Source organism: Kushneria marisflavi (genome assembly GCF_002157205.1).
Classification (GTDB): Bacteria; Pseudomonadota; Gammaproteobacteria; order Pseudomonadales; family Halomonadaceae; genus Kushneria; species Kushneria marisflavi.
The window spans coordinates 3,267,639-3,285,858 of sequence record NZ_CP021358.1; the positions used below are offsets into that span (position 1 = coordinate 3,267,639).

The following is an 18,220-nucleotide window of genomic DNA, read 5'->3' on the forward strand; positions in this document are numbered from 1 at the left end:
ATCAGGAAGCTATGGTGGCTCCCTTCAGCTTTGGTGCGGGCTGGTCATGCCAGCCTGCTTCATTGTCATCCAGCGCCCGCTGCGAGGACTCCGGCAGACGTGATCCACCCACGAAAGCCAGCAATGCGATGGCGATCAGATAGAAGGCCGGCGCCAGAGAGTTTCCGGTCAGGTCGATCAGCCATGTCGCGATCAGCGGTGCCGTTCCTCCAAAGATGGTATAGGCCACGTTGTAGCACAGCGCAGACGCCGTATAGCGCACCCGGGTCGGGAACTGTTCGGCCAGCAGAACGGCCGTCACTACGCCACACATGACCGCGCCCACGGCCAGCAGCGATGCCCCCAGCATGGCAGGCAACATTTCGCCACTGCCAGCCAGATAGTAGGCCGGAAAGACTGCCACCATCAGACAGATACAGGCCGCGCGGATGGTGTTTCGACGCCCGATACGATCTGACAGGCGGCCGATTACAGGACACAAAAGCCCTGAAAACACCAGTGCGCCCAGACTCGCCAGCAAGGCCGTGGCACGTGTGGCGTTACCAGCCACCTGCATATAGGTCACCAGATAGGTCGTGAACATGTAAAACGACAGCGCCGTGGCAGAAATGAAGGCACTGAGGCAGACGATGGTCGCGCCGTGGGCTCTGACCGTTTCACTGACCCTGGCATGAGGTGTTTCGGGGGTTTTCTGAAGCGCCTTAAACGCGGGGGATTCTTCGAGGTGCAAGCGCATGTACAAACCGATCAGCCCGAGGGGAGCGGCGATCAGGAACGGAATGCGCCAGCCCCAGGACTCCATGGTGCCGTTCGACATGACGGTGCTTAACAGCAGGGTCAATCCGGCAGCACAGCCAAAGGCCATAAAGGTAGAGACCGGAATCAGGCTGCCGTAGCGCGCCTTTTGATGCGTTGGGGCATGCTCAAGCACATAGGTACAGGCGCCGGCATATTCACCACCTGCCGAAAAGCCCTGAATGCAGCGCGCCAGGGCCAGTAGAAGCGGTGCAGCGATGCCAATGGCGCCATAGGTGGGCAGTACCCCGATCAACGCGGTGGCCCCGGCCATCATCAGGATGGTAATGGCCAGTACCCGCTTGCGTCCGATGCGGTCCCCTAACTTGCCAAAAAAGAGCCCACCAATCGGGCGCAGGGCAAAGGACACCGCAAAAACGGCAAAGGTCTGCAGCAGGGCGAGTGCCGGCTCGCCCGGTGGAAAGAAATGCTGGGCGATGACGATGGCGAGAAAACCATAGATGGCAAAATCGAACCACTCGACGAAGTTGCCGATCGCCGAGGCGACGATCACTTGATGCATTGCCTTGCGCCTTTCCGGCGAGAGGGGTTCAGACAGGGGAGAGCGGGGGGACCCGCTGCTCGATAGGCTGGCGTCATTGTTATTGGACATGGTCGCTTTCCTGAACGAGTGATCAGCATACGAAGGATGCCTGCCCCATCAGTGTGACATCAGCCGTGGCGATTTACTCCTGTTAAAGCGCCCTTCACGTTGTCAGGGACGACCCTGTCCGAAACGCCAACCTATCTCCCCACCAGTAACCCGATGTATTCATGCAGGGCCCAGTAGCTGTTGCCCAGCGCGGTCATGTCCGGTGAGAAGCTACGTGGTCCAAAGCCTGCCCGTGCCGTAAATCCGGTCGGTGCGGCCAGCACATTGATGCCTTCGTTTTCAAAGGCACGCTTGGCACGAGGCATGTGCCAGGCACTGGTCACCAGAATCACGGTATCGATATTGTCATCGCGCAGTATGCGGGCGCTGTAGAGCGCGTTCTGCTCCGTATTGTGGCTTTGAACTTCACGCCATCGTGTTGGCAGACCAAAGCTGCTCTCAAAACGAAAGGCCATGAGATCGGCTTCGGGCGGGTGTCGAGTACCGCGACGGCCACCGCCACCACTGATCAGCACTGGCAGATCGGTCTGGCGCTTGATGCGGGCACCATCGGCCAGGCGCTGCATGGCCATGGGGGTGACGTCGTCAAAATCGTTGAGCTGAGATTGTCCGAACAGCCGGCCACCGCTGAGAATGACAATCGCCTGTGCCTGTTCCCACTGTTTTTGAGTGGCAATGGGCACCTCGGTTTCAAGCGGATCCATCAGCAGGGTGGCCACACGTGAGGTCGACAGCGCCCAGAAGACCAGCACGACGGCGATGCTCAGTCGTCGCCCCCAGCGTCGTCGCCAGTGCCACACGACCACCAGGGTAAACAAAAGCGCCACAATAATGATGCCCGGCGGCAGAAGATACATCTTTAAAAGCGTCAGCATGGTCAGAGTCTCGGCCAGGGCATCAAAAATCAGTGAGCGTGAGTGTTGTGTTGCCCGGCGCGCAAGATACCACCGCAAAGCAACATTAACAGTGCCAGGAGTAGCGTCGGCCAGCTGCCCGTACGTGTGAAGGGTGTCATACCTTCCATTGCACGAACGGTGCCGTTGAGCACGGCTGGCTCAAAGCGCGGAGCCTCTTCCTGAACCGTGCCATCCGGTGCCACGATGGCGGTCATGCCATTATTGGTGGCCCTGAGTAAATAGCGGTTGTTTTCCAGCGCCCTGAGTTGTGCCATTTGCATATGCTGCAGCGGCCCTATGGAGTGTCCAAACCAGGTGTCATTGGAAATGGTGACCAGCGCGTTGGCACTCTCGGCTCGCTGCCGTACCAGATCGGGATAGACAATTTCATAACAGATCGCGACGCCCAGACGCAGGCCGTGAGCCTCAAGCGGCGGCTGATCGTTGCCGCCGGCGCCGATATTGCCCATCGGGATATTAAATATCTTCAGCAACCCGCCCAGCAGGGGTTCCAGTGGTAAATATTCGCCGAAGGGTACCAGGTGCGCCTTTCGGTACTGGCCCGGCGTGTCTCCAAGCGCAATCATGCTGTTGTAGAACATGCCGGTTTGATCGCGTTGCATGATGCCGGTCATCAATGTGCTGTCCGCCGGCAGTGTCGACTGTACGCGCTGCAAAAACGGCATGGCCTGCTGCTCCAGCATCGGAAGGGCGGTTTCCGGCCAGATGACCAGGTCGCTGTTCAGCCCCTGCTGGCGGGTCAGGCCAAAGTAGGTATTGATCGCATCCCGCTGACCGTCGGGGGTCCATTTACTCAGCTGGGGAAGATCGCCCTGTACCAGGGATACGGTCACGTCATCGCCGGTGGGCCTGGCCCACTGTGTGGGCAGCATCATCGGGATCAGCCATAGCGCAGCGAGTGGTGCAAAAAGCCACCAGCGACGAGACAGAAGGGCTCTGGCCAGTAGTGCGCCACTCAGGGCCACGGCCAATGACACCAGATAAACCCCGCCCAGCGGCGCGAGACTGGCCAGCGGCGAGCTGACATGGGCACTGCCCAGAAAGAGCCAGGGGAAACCGGTAAAGGCCCAGCTGCGAAAGGCCTCACCCAACGCCCATGCGCCGGCAAAGGCCACTACATCCAGCCTTGAGTTGGCGGCAAGCCGGTATAGCAGTGCCGGCAGCATTACAAAAAGCGCCATGGCGATGATAAAAAGCACTGTCAGAACGATGGCAAGCGGCCCGCCGGTATTGCCATAGTCATGGATGGAGACATACACCCATGAGGCGCCGCTGCCGAACAGGCCCACACCAAATAACCATCCGCGCCACAGTGCCTGTCGCACATTGACGTGCTGAAGGGCAAGATAAAATGCCGCCATCGCCAGGGGGCCAAGCCCCCAGACGTTAAAGGGGGCAAAGGTCAGTGTCGTGAGTGCGCCGGCCAACAGGGCCAGAAGTGAACTGACGCCGCGACGCTGTAGAAGGGAGGCCATGCTGCATCCTCTGACAGAAAACGGGCAGGCGATCATGCCTGCCCGTTATGGGGATCACAATGCAGGTACACGTTTGGCCCTGCCAGTAGGGGGATCAATGATCGGACCGGGAAGTTTCGTCAGCGAGGGGGCTCGTGTCGGTCCGGGCGGCCTGTAACCAGCGAATGCGGCGACTGTCAGCATTCATGACCGTAAACCGCCAGTGTTCAAGCTCGGTGGACTCGTTGCGTGCCGGAAGATGGCCGAAGCGCTGCATCACCAGTCCGCCAACCGTATCGAACTCTTCATCGGAAAAGCTGGTTTCAAAGCGCTCGTTAAAGTCATCAATGGGCGTGAGGGCCTTAACGGCGTAGGTGCCGTTGCCAAGGTCGCGGATATCGTCTTCTTCATCGATATCGTGCTCGTCCTCGATGTCTCCCACAATCTGCTCGAGGATATCCTCGATGGTAATGATGCCCGCCGTGCCACCATATTCATCGACGACGATGGCCATATGATTGCGGGTATCACGAAACTCGCGCAGCAGATTGTTGAGGCGCTTGGACTCCGGAATGAACAGGGCCGGCCTTAATACTTCACGCAGTTTGAAGCGCTCGCGCTCTTCGCTGTCCTGAAGAATCAGCGGCAGCATGTCCTTGACCAGCAACACGCCCACCACTTCATCCAGATTGTCATCAATGACAGGATAACGTGAATGGGCGGTCTCACGGATGATAGGCAGGCATTGATCGGGAGAGTGATCGGCCTGAATGGCCACAATCTGGGAACGAGGCACCATGGCTTCACGAGCCTGCATGGTGCTGATATCGAAGGCCCCCTCGATGATGGTCAGTCCATCCTGATCGAGGCTCAGTCGCGTTGAAGCTTCCTTGAGAAAGCTGATCAGCTCATCGCGACTGCTGGGTTCTTCGTTATCGCCGGAAAAAGCGCCGATTATTCTGTCAAGCCAGGATCGGGATGGCTGACTTGCCGGTCGGTCATCGCTCATGCGTCGGTTCTCTTCTCCTCGGATACCTGATGGCTATCGCGCACCCCGAAATCCTCAGGGGCAACAGCATAGGGATCAGAAATGCCCAGCGTGGACAGGATGTCCCGCTCGAGCTGTTCCATGGTCTCGGCCTCATCATCATCGATGTGATCCAGACCCAGTAGGTGCAGCGTACCATGCACGATCATGTGGGCGAAGTGATCCTCGAGGCGCTTTTGCTGCTCGAGCGCCTCGCGGGCCACTACATGAGGGCTGACCACCAGATCCCCCAGCAGGGGAAGCGGAACTTCCGGCGGCGCCTCGAAGGGAAAGGAGAGCACGTTGGTCGACTTGTCGCGGCCGCGATAATCGTGATTAAGGCTTCGGCTCTCTTCTTCGCTGGCAAACCGGACCGTCATCTCCCGGCGAATCTCACCGGGGAAATGCTTGAGCACCGTGGCGAACCAGTGCTCGAGAGCCTGCTCATCGGGAAGTGCGTCAAAATCGACCGCCACCTGGCAGTCAACATGGACCGCATCGCTCATGAGTGGCGATCCTCTTCGGATTCATGCGCTTCATAGGCATCGATGATCCGTGCGACCAGCGGGTGGCGAACCACATCCTTGGAAGCAAAGTGGGTCATGCTGATGCCGTCGACATCCTTGAGGACGTTGAGCACATGAATCAGGCCTGAATGGGTGCCGCGCGGCAGATCCACCTGAGTCACGTCACCGGTGATCACGGCCGTGGAGCCAAACCCTATACGCGTCAAAAACATTTTCATCTGTTCGCGCGTGGTGTTCTGGCTCTCGTCAAGAATGACAAAGGCATTATTGAGCGTTCGCCCGCGCATGTAAGCCAGCGGCGCAATCTCGATGACCTGCTTTTCGATCAGCTTGTTGACCTGTTCAAAGCCCAGCATCTCGTAGAGTGCGTCATACAGCGGACGCAGGTAGGGATCGATCTTCTGGGCCAGATCACCCGGCAGAAAGCCCAGTTTTTCGCCGGCTTCCACGGCCGGTCGCACCAGAAGAATACGGCGAACGCTCTGCTGGTTCAGGGCTTCAACCGCGGCGGCGACGGCCAGATAGGTCTTGCCGGTACCGGCAGGCCCAATGCCGAAGTTGATGTCGTGGTTTCGGATATGTTCAACGTACTGCTGCTGGTTCTGCCCGCGAGGCTTGATGACGGCACGCGGCGTTCGCAGGATGACGCCTTCACGCGGCATGTCATCGTCTTCATCCTCGGCAATCGACTCAAGGCCCGATTCCTGCAGATAAAGATGTACGGTTTCCGGCGACAGGGTCTGCGTCTGGGTCTCACGATAGAGATGTTCCAGCACGTTGGCCGTCGCCTTGACGCGCGCGGCGTTGCCGGCCAGCTGAAACTCGTTGCCGCGGTTGCGTACCGTGACCTCGAGACGCTGCTCGATCAGATGAAGGTGTTCATCCTGCTGACCGCTGAGATTGGCCAGCCGCATGGGGTCATTGGGTTCCAGCGACAGCTGAAGAATACGATGCGCGTTGGCAGTTTTCTGGGTCAATGTTGGGTCCGGTCGTTGCGTCGTTGAAGGGCAGCCTGAATCTCGTTCTTTACGGGAACAATAGCATCAATTGCTCAATCGAAAATAAACAGACGCCATCGCGGGAGATATCCTGCGATGGCGTGCCGGTCCATGAAAGGCGACATGACATCAAACGTGCGTCTGTCGAATCAGTATTTCTCTCCAGAGACCAGCTCACCCCTGAGAGAATTGGGGAAAGCTTCCACAATTTCAACATCGACGAAATACCCAATCAGGTCGATCGGGTTGGCGGCGCGAAAGTTGACCACGCGGTTGTTTTCGGTTCGCCCTGAAAGCTCACCGGGGTCCTTTGGCGAGAAGCCCGAGACCAGGATGCGTTGGGTCGTGCCGACCATGCGCCGGGAGATGCCGATCGCATTCTGAGTGATGCGGTCCTGAAGAATTTTAAGGCGCTGCTTCTTGACCAGTTCCGGAGTGTCATCAGGCAGATCAGACGCCGGTGTGCCGGGGCGCTTGGAGTAGACGAATGAAAACGAGTGGTCGAAACCGATACGCTCGATCAAATCCATCGTGTCCAGAAAGTCCTGCTCGGTCTCGCCGGGGAAACCGATGATGAAATCGGACGAGAAACTGATGTCCGGGCGCTTTTCACGGATGCGCTCCATCTTGGCGATGTATTCCTCACGGCCGTGGCCGCGCTTCATCGCCTTGAGAATGGCGTCAGAACCCGACTGCACCGGCAGGTGAAGATGGCTCACCAGCTCCGGGATCTCGCCGAAGGCTTCAATCAGGCTGTCGGTGAATTCGACCGGATGTGACGTTGTGAAGCGGATACGATCGATGCCATCCACGGCAGCCACGGCGGCGATCATTTCAGCCAGATCGATCTCTTCACCGGTCTCGTCCATGCCGCGATAGGCATTGACGTTCTGGCCCAGAAGATTGATCTCGCGTACGCCCTGCTCGGCCAGATGGACGACTTCATCGAGAACGTCCTCGAACGGCCGGGAAATTTCCTCGCCGCGGGTGTAAGGCACCACACAGAAGCTGCAGTACTTCGAGCAGCCTTCCATGATCGAGACAAATGACGAGGCGCCATCGGAGTTGGGGGCCGGCAGCCGATCGAATTTCTCGATTTCCGGAAAGGTGACATCCACCACCGAGATCAGGTTTCCGCTCTCGTTGCGGTTGTCCATCATGTCCGGCAGTCGGTGCAGGGTCTGCGGGCCGAAGACCATGTCGACATGAGGCGCGCGCTTTTGAATGTTGTCGCCTTCCTGGCTTGCCACACAGCCGCCGACACCGATGACCAGATCCGGATTGGCTGCCTTGAGCTTTTTCCACCGCCCGAGCTGATGAAAGACCTTCTCCTGCGCCTTTTCACGAATCGAGCAGGTGTTGAGCAGGATGACATCGGCTTCGTTTTCGTTGTCTGTCAGCTCAAGCTGATGGGATTCGCCCAGCAGGTCGGCCATGCGAGCCGAGTCGTACTCGTTCATCTGGCAGCCGTGGGTCTTGATGAAGAGTTTCTTCGTCATGGGCCTTGGGTACATATAAGAAAATGGGTGTCAGACGATGATCCAGCGATGACGGCACAAAACCGGCCGTTCAGTCGTCCTACCATCGAGAGAAGTGTCATGAACCGTCGCGAAGCGACATGGAATGGCGAAATTATACGCAAGGCCACAGGCACAGGCCAGTGGGCACTTGTGTAGTGAAAAATGGTCTTTGTGTATCAACACGTGAGCAGGCTCACGACAGACGCCATTGGCATAAAAGCCTATGGTAGACTCCCGCGCTTGTTGCGGCCTTTCAAGGGGCCGTGATGACCATCGGTCTGGCGCAATACAGTGAGGATTGAGCGTACATGGCGGCAAGGCCCCTTTATAGAATCAGTTTCCTGCAGCAGGGTGAGCTCTGGGAGCTCTACGCACGCGATATCTTTCAAAGTGAGCTCTGGGGCTTTATCGAAGTCGAGGGTGTCGTCTTTGGTGATGACACGAAGGTGGTGGTCGACCCCGGTGCTGAAAAGCTGCGCCGCACCTTCGAAGGCGTCTCGCGCAGCTATCTGCCGATGAATGCCATCGTTCGCATTGATGAAGTCGAGCGTGAAGGCACGCCGCGAGCGGTGAAGGCCGAAGGTAACGTCACTGCCTTTCCGGGGGCCATGCACTGGCCGCCCCGTGAAGAGTAGGCGTTTAAATTGAATATTTTTTAAGCAAAATGGTGTCATGGCCTGCCAGTCGGGCGCTTTGTGCGTCATGTGATCAGGTTGTCCCGTAGGTTATCCACAGAAACTGTGGATGAGCGATCGAATCGGGTATCAGGTAATCGTTACGCCCGACTCAGGCTGCATGATGTAATGACAATTTCGACGAACCAACGACTCCATCATGAAAACAATCGGAAAACTCTGCGTCGGTCTTTTATTGGGTGCCGGTATCAGCACCGCCCACGCCGAAGAAGCCCGCTGGGTCAGTGATTCTCTGTCGACCTATGTTCGAAGCGGCCCCACAGACAGCTACCGTATCGTGGGAACCGTGGACGCCGGTCAGCGCGTGACGCTGCTCGAATCCCAGGGAAACTACAGCCGTATTCGCACCGAAAGCGGTGACACTGTCTGGATTCCCAGTGATGATCTGCAGGCACAGGAGAGTGTGCAGGAAAGGGTGCCGGACATGCAGGAGCGCGTGCAGACCCTGACGCAGCGTCTGGAAGGCATCGATGATGAGTGGAATCAGCGTGTGGCCGACATGAAAAGCTCGCTGCAAAGCAGTCAGTCACGGGTCAACGAACTTCAGACCACCAACGATGATCTCAATGCCCAGCTCACTCAGGCACAGTCGAAAATGCGAGAGTATCAGGCACGACTGGATACCGAGCGTGAAGATCTTTTGATGCGCTACTTTGTCTATGGGGGCAGCGTGGCCGGGGGCGGTCTGGTACTCGGCCTGCTGGTGCCGCATCTACCAAGGCGACGTAAAAAGCGCGATCGCTGGTTCTGATCGTGGCGACGTCGGGTCAGGGTAATGAGCAGTGGTTTGAGCGCTGGCGGGAAGGACGCATCGGCTTTCACAGTGACAGCGTCCAGCCCATGCTGGCGCGCTACTGGTCTCATCTGAGCGTCTCGACCGGTGCGCGGGTGCTTCTACCGTTGTGCGGCAAAAGCGGCGACATCCTCTGGCTGGCGCAGCGCGGCCATGCCGTACTGGGCGTTGAGCTGGTCGAACAGGCGGTTCGAAGCTGGTTTAAGGATCAGGCCGAAGCATTGCCCGAGACCGTGGCCCGCACGAACTTTAATCGCTTCGAAAGCCCCGAACGGGTGGGGCGTGCCGGCGTGACCTTCGATGTGGGTAACTTTTTCCACCTCGATGCCGCCTTGAGTGACGACATTGACGCCTTTTATGATCGGGCCGCGCTGATTGCACTGTCTGAAGCAGCGCGTCAGCGCTATGCGCTCAAGCTGGCCGAGCTGTGCCGGCCGAATGTGGAAGGGCTTTTGATTTCGTTGATTCGTGACGGGCAGCCCGATCAGGGACCGCCCTATGTGGTCACCGATGACGAGGTCCATCGTCTGTTTGCGCCCAATTTCATGCTGGAGCGACTGGGGGATCGGCGCGATGAGCGTGGCATGACCGAAGTCGTCTGGCGCCTGTGTCGCAGGGCGCCGCTTTCATGCTGAAACCCTGAAGGGGTCGAGCGCAGAACTGCTTGAATATCGAGCACCCGGTGAACATGAGTGATCACCGGGGCTTGTGCTGTCAGGTCGTTTCGGGAGCAAACCGATGCCAGCGCGAGGGAACAACATAGAAGCTGTCACCGCGTGCCGGCAGCAGGCGATCGAAATCGTGATGCGTGATGCTGGCAAGCCAGGGGGCGTCCATCCAGTCGGCCATCAGTTCGACCCGAACGTCGCTGCCAACCGGTGATACGGCATCTACCGTGACCGGCAGATACGCGCGCTCGTCGGGCGCCGTGGTCAGCATCAGTTCGTGGGGCCGCAAAAGCACCTCGTCGGGCGCCGTTTCCGAATGCTCCAGCGCAATCCAGGCGTTACCCTGTTGCAGCCGCCCATTGTGATACTCGCCGCCAAAGCGGTTGGTTTCACCCAGAAACGAAAAGACAAACCGGTTGGCCGGCGCGCGATAAAGCGCCTGTGGTGTATCGATCTGTTCGATGCGGCCGTTGCTCATGACGACCACGCGATCGGAAAGCTCAAGCGCTTCTTCCTGATCATGGGTCACGAACACGCTGGTAAAGCCGAACTCTTCATGCAGATGCCTGAGCCAGCGACGCAGCTCGAGTCGTACCTTGGCATCCAGGGCCCCGAAAGGCTCGTCCAGCAGCAGCACCTCGGGTTCGACGGCCAGCGCGCGGGCCAGAGCGACTCGCTGCTGCTGCCCGCCGGAAAGCTGTGCCGGCAGACGTTTGGCCAGGGTGTCCAGGCGAACGCGCTCAAGCAGGTGCTGTACCCGGTCGCGAATCTCGGCATTGGAAGGCCGCTCGCTGGCCGGTCGTGCTCGTAGCCCGAAAGCCACGTTTTCAAACACGCTCATGTGACGAAAAAGTGCGTAGTGCTGAAAGACAAACCCGACCCGGCGCTTGCGCACATGGACGTGGGTCACCTCCCGATTACCGAAATGAATCGAGCCACTGTCCGGGGCTTCGAGGCCGGCAATAATGCGCAAAAGCGTGGTCTTGCCGGAGCCTGACGGCCCCAGTAACCCGACCATTTCTCCCTGGTTGATCTCCAGTGACAGCGGATGCAGGGCCGTCGTGCTGCCAAAACGTCTGGAGACATCGCTTATGGTAATGCTCATGCTGTTTTCTCCCGACGATGGGTATGCCACTCAAGCACGGCCTTGATGATCAGCGTCACGATGGCAAGTGCCGCCAGCAGTGCAGCGCTGGTGAAGGCGCCCACCGTGTTGTAATCCTGATACAAAAGCTCCACCTGCAACGGCAGATTGATGGTCTCGCCACGAATGCTGCCCGAAACCACCGAGACGGCGCCGAACTCACCGATGGCGCGGGCGTTGGTCAGAATGACGCCGTACACCAGTGCCCAGCGAATATTGGGCAGGGTGATGCGTCTAAACAGGGTCCAGCCGCTGGCGCCCAGCGTGACGCCGGCCTCTTCTTCGGCACTGCCCTGTGCCTGCATTAGCGGAATCAGTTCACGTGCCACGAACGGACAGGTGACAAAAACGGTCACCAGCACCATGCCGGGCCAAGCAAACATCAGTTGCACGTCGTGTTCGGACAGCATGCTGCCCAGCCAGCCGGTACGGCCGTATAGCAGTAGATAAAGCAGACCTGCCACGACCGGGGATACCGCAAAGGGAATATCGATCAGCGTTTGCAGCAGTCGCCGGCCGGGGAAAGCAAAACGGGTGACCAGCCAGGCCAGAAAAATGCCGAAAATCAGGTTGATCGGCACGGTCAAAAGTGCGATCAGAAGCGTCAGTCCGATCGCTTCTCTGGTAAAGCTGCTGGTCAGGTTCTGCCAGAAGGGCGCCAGACCTTCGGCAAACGCCTGGTAGAAAATGCCGGCCAGCGGTATGACCAGAAACAGCGTCGTCAAGACCACGGCAAGCCCGATCAGTCCCACGCGTGTGGCCGTGCCATCACCAATGCGCTTCATGTCAGTGCCTCCCGCCATGCAGACGACGATAAAAACGCCCCTGCCAGAGATTGATGGCCAGCAACAGCAGCAGGGAGACCAGCATCACCAGCGAGGCGATGGCGGCGGCGCCTGCGTAGTCATACTCTTCAAGGCGGGTGGCCATCATCAGAGAGACCACTTCGGTGCGATAGGGCATGTTACCGGCAATAAAGATGACCGCGCCGAACTCGCCCAGCGATCGGGCGAAGGAGAGCCCGGTGCCGGTCACCACGGCCGGCCAGATGTGGGGCAGGATGACCCGGCGGAAGGCATACAGGTTGCTGGCCCCCAGCGTCAGCGCGGCCTCATCGGCCTGACCGGGCAGGTCTTCAAGTACCGGCTGTACGGTGCGCACCACAAAGGGCACGCTGGTAAAGGCCATGGCGAGTGCAATCCCGAGCCAGGTATAGGCGACCTCGATCCCCAGCGGTTCAAGCAGGCTGCCTACGGCGCCATTGCGGGAGTAGAGCGTGGCCAGGGTAATGCCGGCCACGGCCGTGGGCAGGGCGAAGGGCAGATCCATCAGCGCATCAAGGATGCGCTTGCCCGGAAACGTGTAGCGTGCCAGTACCCAGGCCATCAAAAGCCCGAACAGCGCATTGAACAGCGAGGCGGCCAGTGCTGCCAGAATCGTGACCCGATAGCTTGCGATCAGACGCGGGTCGGTGATGGCCGCCCAGTACTGCGACCATGACAGCGTTGACAGCTGGCCGATGAGGCTGGTCATCGGCAGCAGCAGAATCAACGACACGAACAGCAGGGTCACACCCAGCGACAGCGAAAAGCCCGGCAGGACCCGGGCAGCACGGGCACGCATTAACGTCGCTGCAGCTGGTCGAGTTCACCCCCGCTGGCGAAATGTGTCTGCATCACATTTTCCCAGCTTCCGAAGGCATCCTCGATGCGCAGCAGCGTGGTCTGCGGGAAGCGATCGGCAAACTCCTCGCTGATCTCGTCATTGTTGACGCGGTAGTAGTACTGCGCCAGCGTGCGCTGCGCTTCAGGCGAGTAGAGATATTCCAGATAGCCTTTGGCCAGATCCTCGGTACCGTTGCGTTCGACGTTCTTGTCGATCCAGGTGACCGGGAATTCCGCCATGACATCTACCGGCGGTACCACCACCTCGTAGTCATCCGGGCCATACTGATTGCGGATGTTGTTGGCTTCCGATTCAAACGTGATCAGAACATCGCCAATGCCACGCTCGGCAAAGGTAGTCGTGGCGCCGCGTCCGCCAGTGTCAAAGACCTCGACATTGGCCAGCATTTTTTTCATGTAATCACGGGTAGCCGCGTCATCACCGCCATTGTCGTGATTGCTTGCCGCCCAGGCGGCCAGATAAGTGTAGCGTCCGTTGCCTGACGTCTTGGGGTTGGGGAAGACCAGTGCCACATCATCGCCGGCCAGGTCCGACCAGCCATGGATATCCTTCGGATTTCCCTTTCTGACTAGAAACGCCATGGTCGAGTAGTAGGGTGAGCTGTAGTTGGGCAGCCTTGACTGCCAGTCCGTCGGAATTAGTTGGCCCTTTTGTGCCAGGACATCGACATCGGTCACCTGGTTGAAGGTGACGACATCAGCGCGAAGCCCCTGCAGAATGGCGCGTGCCTGGGTCGAAGAGCCGGCATGGGTCTGCTTGATCTCGACCGACTCCCCGTGCTCATCCTGCCAGTGTTCAACGAACTGCGGGTTGAGCTCGGCAAAGAGTTCTCGCGCAATATCATAGGAGGCGTTGAGCAGCTCGCGGTCGGCGCTGAAGGCCTGCGGGCTGGCCAGCGCCATGCTGAGCGCAGCGGTGGCAACCACGCGACGTAAAAGGGTCGAGCGTACGGACATATCGTGTTCCCCGGCATCTGATCGGCAGGATTATTATCGAAAGCCAGTGGGTCTGGCATTGAGTAGAGGCTAAACAAAACCTGAGGGAATGACAATCTGTCTGGTTATGCCATTTTGTTCTTTAAGCCGGGGTTAGGGTTTAGTCGGTGAGAGAAGGCATTCCCTCTCTCACCGTATGGATTACAGTCCGAGGGCCGAGGACGTTTCACGGCGTGGGTCGGCACCGCCATGAAAGCCGTTGTCGTTGATCAGAATCGACTGGCTGGCGCCCATGGCCGATTTCTGAACCACGTGATGGCCCATGTTTTCCAGAATGCGCACGGTATCCGGACTAAAGCCGTCTTCAATGCGCAGCTCATCGGGTAGCCATTGATCGTGAAAGCGCGGTGCGCTGACGGCCGACTGAATGTTCATGCCGTGATCGATCACATTGGTGATGACGCCAAGTGTGGTGGTAATGATGCGGGAACCGCCGGGGCTGCCGGTGACCAGAAAGTTTTTGCCTTCGTGTTTGACGATGGTCGGCGTCATGGAGGAGAGCATGCGCTTGCCGGGTTCCACGGCATTGGCTTCGCCACCAATCAGCCCGTAGGCATTGGGGACGCCCGGTTTGGCCGAAAAATCATCCATTTCGTTGTTGAGCAGAAAGCCGGCTTCATCCACGGCGATACCGGAGCCGTAGCTGAAGTTGAGGGTATAGGTGTTGGATACCGCCAGTCCCGAGTCATCGGCGACCGAGTAGTGCGTGGTTTCATTCGATTCATAGGGCGTAATGTTGCCCGGACCGATGGCCTCTGACGGTGTCGCTCGATCGAGAGAAATCTGCTGACGAAGCTCATGGGCATAGGCCCTGGACGTCAGCGCATTGACCGGGACATCGAAAAAGTCGGGATCACCCAGGTATTTTGAGCGGTCGGCATAGGCGCGACGCATCGCCTCGCTCATCAGGTGCATGGTGGCAGCGGAGCCAAAGCCCGTGGCGGTGAGGTCATCGTTTTCCAGCATGTTCAAAATCTGCACGATGTGGACGCCGCCGGAGGAGGGAGGCGCCATCGCGTAAATGTCATATCCTCGATAGCTGCCATGAACCGGGGCACGCTCGATAGCCCGATAATCAGCCAGGTCCTGTCGAGTCATGATGCCGCCATGCGCCTTGATGGTGTCGATCAGATGGTCGGCCGTCTCGCCTTCATAGAATTCGCGCGGGCCGTTTTGAGCAATGCGGGACAGCGTCGCTGCAAGCTCGGGTTGTTTAAAAACCTCTCCGGTACGCCAGTCACTGCCATCGGCCTTGTAGAACAAACGGCGCGTGCCCTCGTTTTTTTCCAGCTGCTCGCGACTGCCATTCAGGCCATCGGCAAAACGCTTTGGAATGGCGAAGCCGTCGTGTGCCAGTCGAATGGCCGGCGCCATGACCTGCTCAAGGGACATTGAGCCGTAGCGCTCAAGCGCCATCGTCATGCCGGAGACCGTACCGGGGACGCCTGATGCATTGGCCGAATAGCGCGAGGCCTCCTCGATGACATTGCCTTCCTCGTCCTGGAACATGGTTTTGAAGGCACCGGCAGGCGCGGTCTCGCGATAGTCGATCGAGGTCACTTCACCGCTTTTTTCATTGGAAATCACCATGAAGCCGCCACCACCGATATTGCCCGAGCGTGGCTGAACCACGGCCAGCGCAAAGCCGATGGCCACTGCGGCGTCTACTGCGTTGCCTCCCTGGCGAAGAATGTCACGGCCGACACGGCTTGCCAGTTCATGACTGGTGACTACCATGGCATGCTGACCGTACTCGGCATGAAAACGCTCGCCTTCAATGATGGGCGGCTGAGCACCCGCCAGTGATGGCAGGAGCATGAACAGCAGGCAGGCCAGCGCTGGTCGTTTTTTCCCGGGCATGCAAATCCCCTTCTAATATTGTTGATCTGGTTATATCAGGTCCGTTTAATACGGCTTTGCAACAATAGGGTATCTGCACGGCTTCCGGAAGCGGAAGCTCCTGTAGAGGTTGTCGAGTAGCTCGCCAGTTGGCGGGTATGCACTATAGTGACTCTTGCACGCTAACATTGAGGTTATTGCCATGCCTGATCAAACGCCTACGCCCCGCACTGCCTGTGTCAAGAAGGTCGAAAAGGGAGGTGGCAAAACGGTTTATGAAGTTCGTGGGGTCAATCCTGATACCGATACCCTGCTCAGTGAATATGAAACCGAGCAGGAAGCCATTGACGCCGTCAAGCGTTATGAGTGTGAAAATTGAGACTTTGGTAGTATGAGAGGGGCCGCCATGAGGCGGCCCCTTTTTGTCTCGTGCAGTAACGCCTGCACAGCGATGCCCTGTTACGCTTTGGGCCCGCCGTGTAGGCTGACGGCTATCAAGCTTGTTTGATGAGGTGTTTACAGTGCAACAACCCTTCAGGATCGCACCTTCCATTCTGTCTGCAGACTTCGCCCGTCTGGGACAGGAGGTGGATGATGTGCTGGCCAGCGGCGCCGACATGATTCATTTCGACGTCATGGACAACCACTATGTTCCCAACCTGAGCTTTGGGCCGGCGGTCTGTCATGCCCTGCGCAATTACGGCGTGACCGCCGAGATCGATGTCCACCTGATGGTATCCCCGGTCGATGATCTGATCCGCGCCTTTCTGGATGCCGGTGCCAACCACATCACCTTTCACCCGGAAGCCAGCCTGCACGTCGACCGCTCCCTGCAGCTGATTCTTGATGGTGGCGCCACCGCAGGTCTTGCGCTCAATCCAGCGACCCCGCTTTCAACGCTTGACCATGTGCTCGACAAGCTGTCGATGCTGCTGGTCATGACGGTCAATCCGGGCTTTGGTGGGCAATCCTTCATTCCGGCCATGATGGACAAGCTGCGTCTGGCGCGCGCCATGATCGACGCCACCGGCAAGCCCATTCGTCTGGAAGTCGATGGCGGCATCAACGCCGACAACATCGGCGAGATTGCTCGCGCCGGTGCGGATACCTTTGTCTCCGGCTCTTCCATCTTCGCCAAACGCAGTGACAACGACCCGAATCGCTACGACTCGATCCTGCGCGCCTTCAGGGAACCGCTGGATGGCCTGTCAGACTGAGCAACATGACGAGATAGCCCGCCCCGTCTGGTCGCTTTACATCATTGAAAATCGGCTGGGCCACCTTTATACCGGCGTGACCACGGATGTGGCGCGCCGTCTCAAGGAGCACCAGGATGATGGTGCACGCTGTGCGCGAGCGCTGCGTGGCAAGGGACCGCTGCGTTTACGCTTTTCCTGCCTGGTAGGCGACAAGGGCAAGGCGCTCAGCATTGAGCGGCGGGTCAAGAAGCTCTCTCGGCTCAAGCGTCTGGCCATCATAGAAAAAGGGCAGCTTCCCATTGAGTAATCGGAGCTGCCCTGATGGCCACGACGGTTCAAAGCAATCAGCGCTTGAGAGCGTCCCAGTTGTAGGGGGCCCGCGGTTTCTCGCCCTTGAGTACCGCCAGAGCATTCTCCACGGCCAGTTCCGCCATGGCATAACGGGTTTCATGCGTGGCCGAGCCGATATGGGGCAGGGCGACGACATTGTCCATATGTGCCAGCGGGGAATCAGCGGGGAGCGGCTCGACATCGAAGACATCAAGGCCGGCGGCACGGATAGTGTTATTTTTCAGCGCCTCGATCATGGCCGGCTCGTCCACCACGCCGCCGCGAGCGATATTGACGAAGATGGTGTCCTTGCCCATTAGCTCGAATTCACGCTTGCCAAACATGTGGCGAGTGGCGTCAGAGAGCGGCACGGTCACGCAGACAAAGTCAGAGTCGTGCAGCAGATCATCAAGTGCCTTCCAGTCGGCACACAGTTCGCGTTCGAAATCTTCATGGCGCGAGCGATTGTGATAGCTCACCGACATGTTGAAGCCGAACTTGCCACGGCGCGCAATGGCGGCCCCAATGCGGCCCATGCCGACGATGCCGAGCTTTTTGCCCTGAACATCCACTCCGAAGTGGGGTTCGGCGACCCCGCCTGTCCATTCTCCCTTCTTTACCATCTCCGCCATTTCAACTGCACGGCGGGCGCTGGCCAGAATTAACAAAAAGGCGGTATCGGCGGTCGTTTCCGTCAGCACATCCGGTGTGTGGCAAAGCACAATGCCACGTTTGCTGAGATAGTCGATGTCGTAGTTATCCACGCCTACCGAAATGCTTGAGACCACTTCAAGATTGGGGGCCTGATCCAGCAGCTCCGGAGTAAGGTTGACGCTTGAGCCGATCAGGCCATGTGCCTGCGACAACGCCTTGTGGAACTCACTGTTTCGGGTCAGGTCCGTGGTCTGCGAGAAATCCAGTACATGGCACTCCCGTTCCAGCCTTTCCTGCAGAGCCGGCTTCAGGGCACGCTGATACACAATGACCGTTTTCTTCGAAGACATGATCTCTCCTGATGAA

At 58.5% G+C, this 18,220-nt stretch carries 19 protein-coding genes; 6 read left to right on the forward strand and 13 right to left on the reverse strand.

Features of this window, described 5'->3' with window-relative positions; genetic code table 11:
- Position 1: 1 nt before the first annotated feature.
- The 7 genes from B9H00_RS14825 to miaB form a co-directional block, all read right to left on the reverse strand.
- Positions 2-1,318, reverse strand: coding sequence for an MFS transporter (locus B9H00_RS14825; protein ID WP_086901301.1), 1,317 nt, complete (start codon positions 1,316-1,318; stop codon positions 2-4).
- A gap of 221 nt (positions 1,319-1,539) precedes the next feature.
- Complete coding sequence (locus B9H00_RS14830; RefSeq protein ID WP_086901302.1) at positions 1,540-2,283, reverse strand: YdcF family protein; 744 nt, start codon at positions 2,281-2,283, stop codon at positions 1,540-1,542.
- A gap of 29 nt (positions 2,284-2,312) precedes the next feature.
- On the reverse strand, positions 2,313-3,800 hold the full coding sequence (lnt, locus tag B9H00_RS14835; RefSeq protein ID WP_086901303.1) for an apolipoprotein N-acyltransferase: 1,488 nt from the start codon (positions 3,798-3,800) through the stop codon (positions 2,313-2,315).
- A gap of 94 nt (positions 3,801-3,894) precedes the next feature.
- On the reverse strand, positions 3,895-4,788 hold the full coding sequence (locus tag B9H00_RS14840; protein ID WP_086901304.1) for an HlyC/CorC family transporter: 894 nt from the start codon (positions 4,786-4,788) through the stop codon (positions 3,895-3,897).
- On the reverse strand, positions 4,785-5,312 hold the full coding sequence (ybeY, locus tag B9H00_RS14845) for an rRNA maturation RNase YbeY (protein WP_086901305.1): 528 nt from the start codon (positions 5,310-5,312) through the stop codon (positions 4,785-4,787). Before ybeY ends, B9H00_RS14840 begins: the two co-directional genes overlap by 4 nt.
- Positions 5,309-6,310, reverse strand: a complete 1,002-nt coding sequence (locus tag B9H00_RS14850; RefSeq protein WP_086901306.1) for a PhoH family protein — start codon at positions 6,308-6,310, stop codon at positions 5,309-5,311. The genes ybeY and B9H00_RS14850 overlap by 4 nt, the downstream gene beginning before the upstream one ends.
- A 170-nt stretch (positions 6,311-6,480) precedes the next feature.
- The gene (gene miaB, locus B9H00_RS14855) at positions 6,481-7,830 is read right to left on the reverse strand and encodes a tRNA (N6-isopentenyl adenosine(37)-C2)-methylthiotransferase MiaB (protein WP_086901307.1); all 1,350 of its coding nucleotides are present in this window, start codon (positions 7,828-7,830) and stop codon (positions 6,481-6,483) included.
- Between the two features lie 329 nt (positions 7,831-8,159).
- Between miaB and B9H00_RS14860 the strand changes: the two genes are divergently transcribed.
- The 3 genes from B9H00_RS14860 to B9H00_RS14870 all read left to right on the forward strand — a co-directional run bounded on the left by B9H00_RS14860 (position 8,160) and on the right by B9H00_RS14870 (position 9,974).
- Positions 8,160-8,486, forward strand: coding sequence for a DUF1820 family protein (locus B9H00_RS14860; protein ID WP_086620260.1), 327 nt, complete (start codon positions 8,160-8,162; stop codon positions 8,484-8,486).
- Positions 8,487-8,685: 199 nt separating this feature from the next.
- Positions 8,686-9,297: a TIGR04211 family SH3 domain-containing protein gene (locus tag B9H00_RS14865; protein WP_086901308.1), complete on the forward strand. Its 612-nt coding sequence runs from the start codon at positions 8,686-8,688 to the stop codon at positions 9,295-9,297.
- A 2-nt stretch (positions 9,298-9,299) separates the two neighbouring features.
- Entirely contained in the window at positions 9,300-9,974 is a 675-nt protein-coding gene (locus B9H00_RS14870) for a class I SAM-dependent methyltransferase (RefSeq protein WP_086901309.1), read from the forward strand.
- 79 nt (positions 9,975-10,053) lie between these two features.
- Here the strand turns inward: B9H00_RS14870 and B9H00_RS14875 are convergent, their stop codons facing one another.
- The 5 genes from B9H00_RS14875 to ggt all read right to left on the reverse strand — a co-directional run bounded on the left by B9H00_RS14875 (position 10,054) and on the right by ggt (position 15,692).
- A complete protein-coding gene (locus tag B9H00_RS14875; RefSeq protein ID WP_086901310.1) occupies positions 10,054-11,112 on the reverse strand; it encodes a sulfate/molybdate ABC transporter ATP-binding protein in 1,059 nt (352 codons plus the stop codon).
- Complete coding sequence (cysW, locus tag B9H00_RS14880; RefSeq protein ID WP_086620256.1) at positions 11,109-11,936, reverse strand: sulfate ABC transporter permease subunit CysW; 828 nt, start codon at positions 11,934-11,936, stop codon at positions 11,109-11,111. Before cysW ends, B9H00_RS14875 begins: the two co-directional genes overlap by 4 nt.
- A gap of 1 nt (position 11,937) precedes the next feature.
- Entirely contained in the window at positions 11,938-12,774 is an 837-nt protein-coding gene (gene cysT / locus B9H00_RS14885; RefSeq protein WP_086620255.1) for a sulfate ABC transporter permease subunit CysT, read from the reverse strand.
- Entirely contained in the window at positions 12,774-13,793 is a 1,020-nt protein-coding gene (cysP, locus tag B9H00_RS14890) for a thiosulfate ABC transporter substrate-binding protein CysP (protein ID WP_086901311.1), read from the reverse strand. The genes cysT and cysP overlap by 1 nt, the downstream gene beginning before the upstream one ends.
- A gap of 180 nt (positions 13,794-13,973) precedes the next feature.
- A complete protein-coding gene (gene ggt, locus B9H00_RS14895) occupies positions 13,974-15,692 on the reverse strand; it encodes a gamma-glutamyltransferase (protein ID WP_086901312.1) in 1,719 nt (572 codons plus the stop codon).
- A 181-nt stretch (positions 15,693-15,873) separates the two neighbouring features.
- Between ggt and B9H00_RS14900 the strand changes: the two genes are divergently transcribed.
- From B9H00_RS14900 to B9H00_RS14910, 3 genes are all read left to right on the forward strand, one after another.
- On the forward strand, positions 15,874-16,050 hold the full coding sequence (locus B9H00_RS14900) for a hypothetical protein (RefSeq protein WP_086901313.1): 177 nt from the start codon (positions 15,874-15,876) through the stop codon (positions 16,048-16,050).
- 142 nt (positions 16,051-16,192) lie between these two features.
- Positions 16,193-16,888: a ribulose-phosphate 3-epimerase gene (gene rpe, locus B9H00_RS14905; RefSeq protein ID WP_086901922.1), complete on the forward strand. Its 696-nt coding sequence runs from the start codon at positions 16,193-16,195 to the stop codon at positions 16,886-16,888.
- The gene (locus B9H00_RS14910) at positions 16,872-17,177 is read left to right on the forward strand and encodes a GIY-YIG nuclease family protein (RefSeq protein ID WP_086901314.1); all 306 of its coding nucleotides are present in this window, start codon (positions 16,872-16,874) and stop codon (positions 17,175-17,177) included. Before rpe ends, B9H00_RS14910 begins: the two co-directional genes overlap by 17 nt.
- A gap of 37 nt (positions 17,178-17,214) precedes the next feature.
- On the opposite strand, the gene B9H00_RS14915 is transcribed toward B9H00_RS14910, so the two are convergent.
- Positions 17,215-18,204: a 2-hydroxyacid dehydrogenase gene (locus tag B9H00_RS14915; RefSeq protein ID WP_086901315.1), complete on the reverse strand. Its 990-nt coding sequence runs from the start codon at positions 18,202-18,204 to the stop codon at positions 17,215-17,217.
- Between the last annotated feature and the right edge of the window lie 16 nt (positions 18,205-18,220).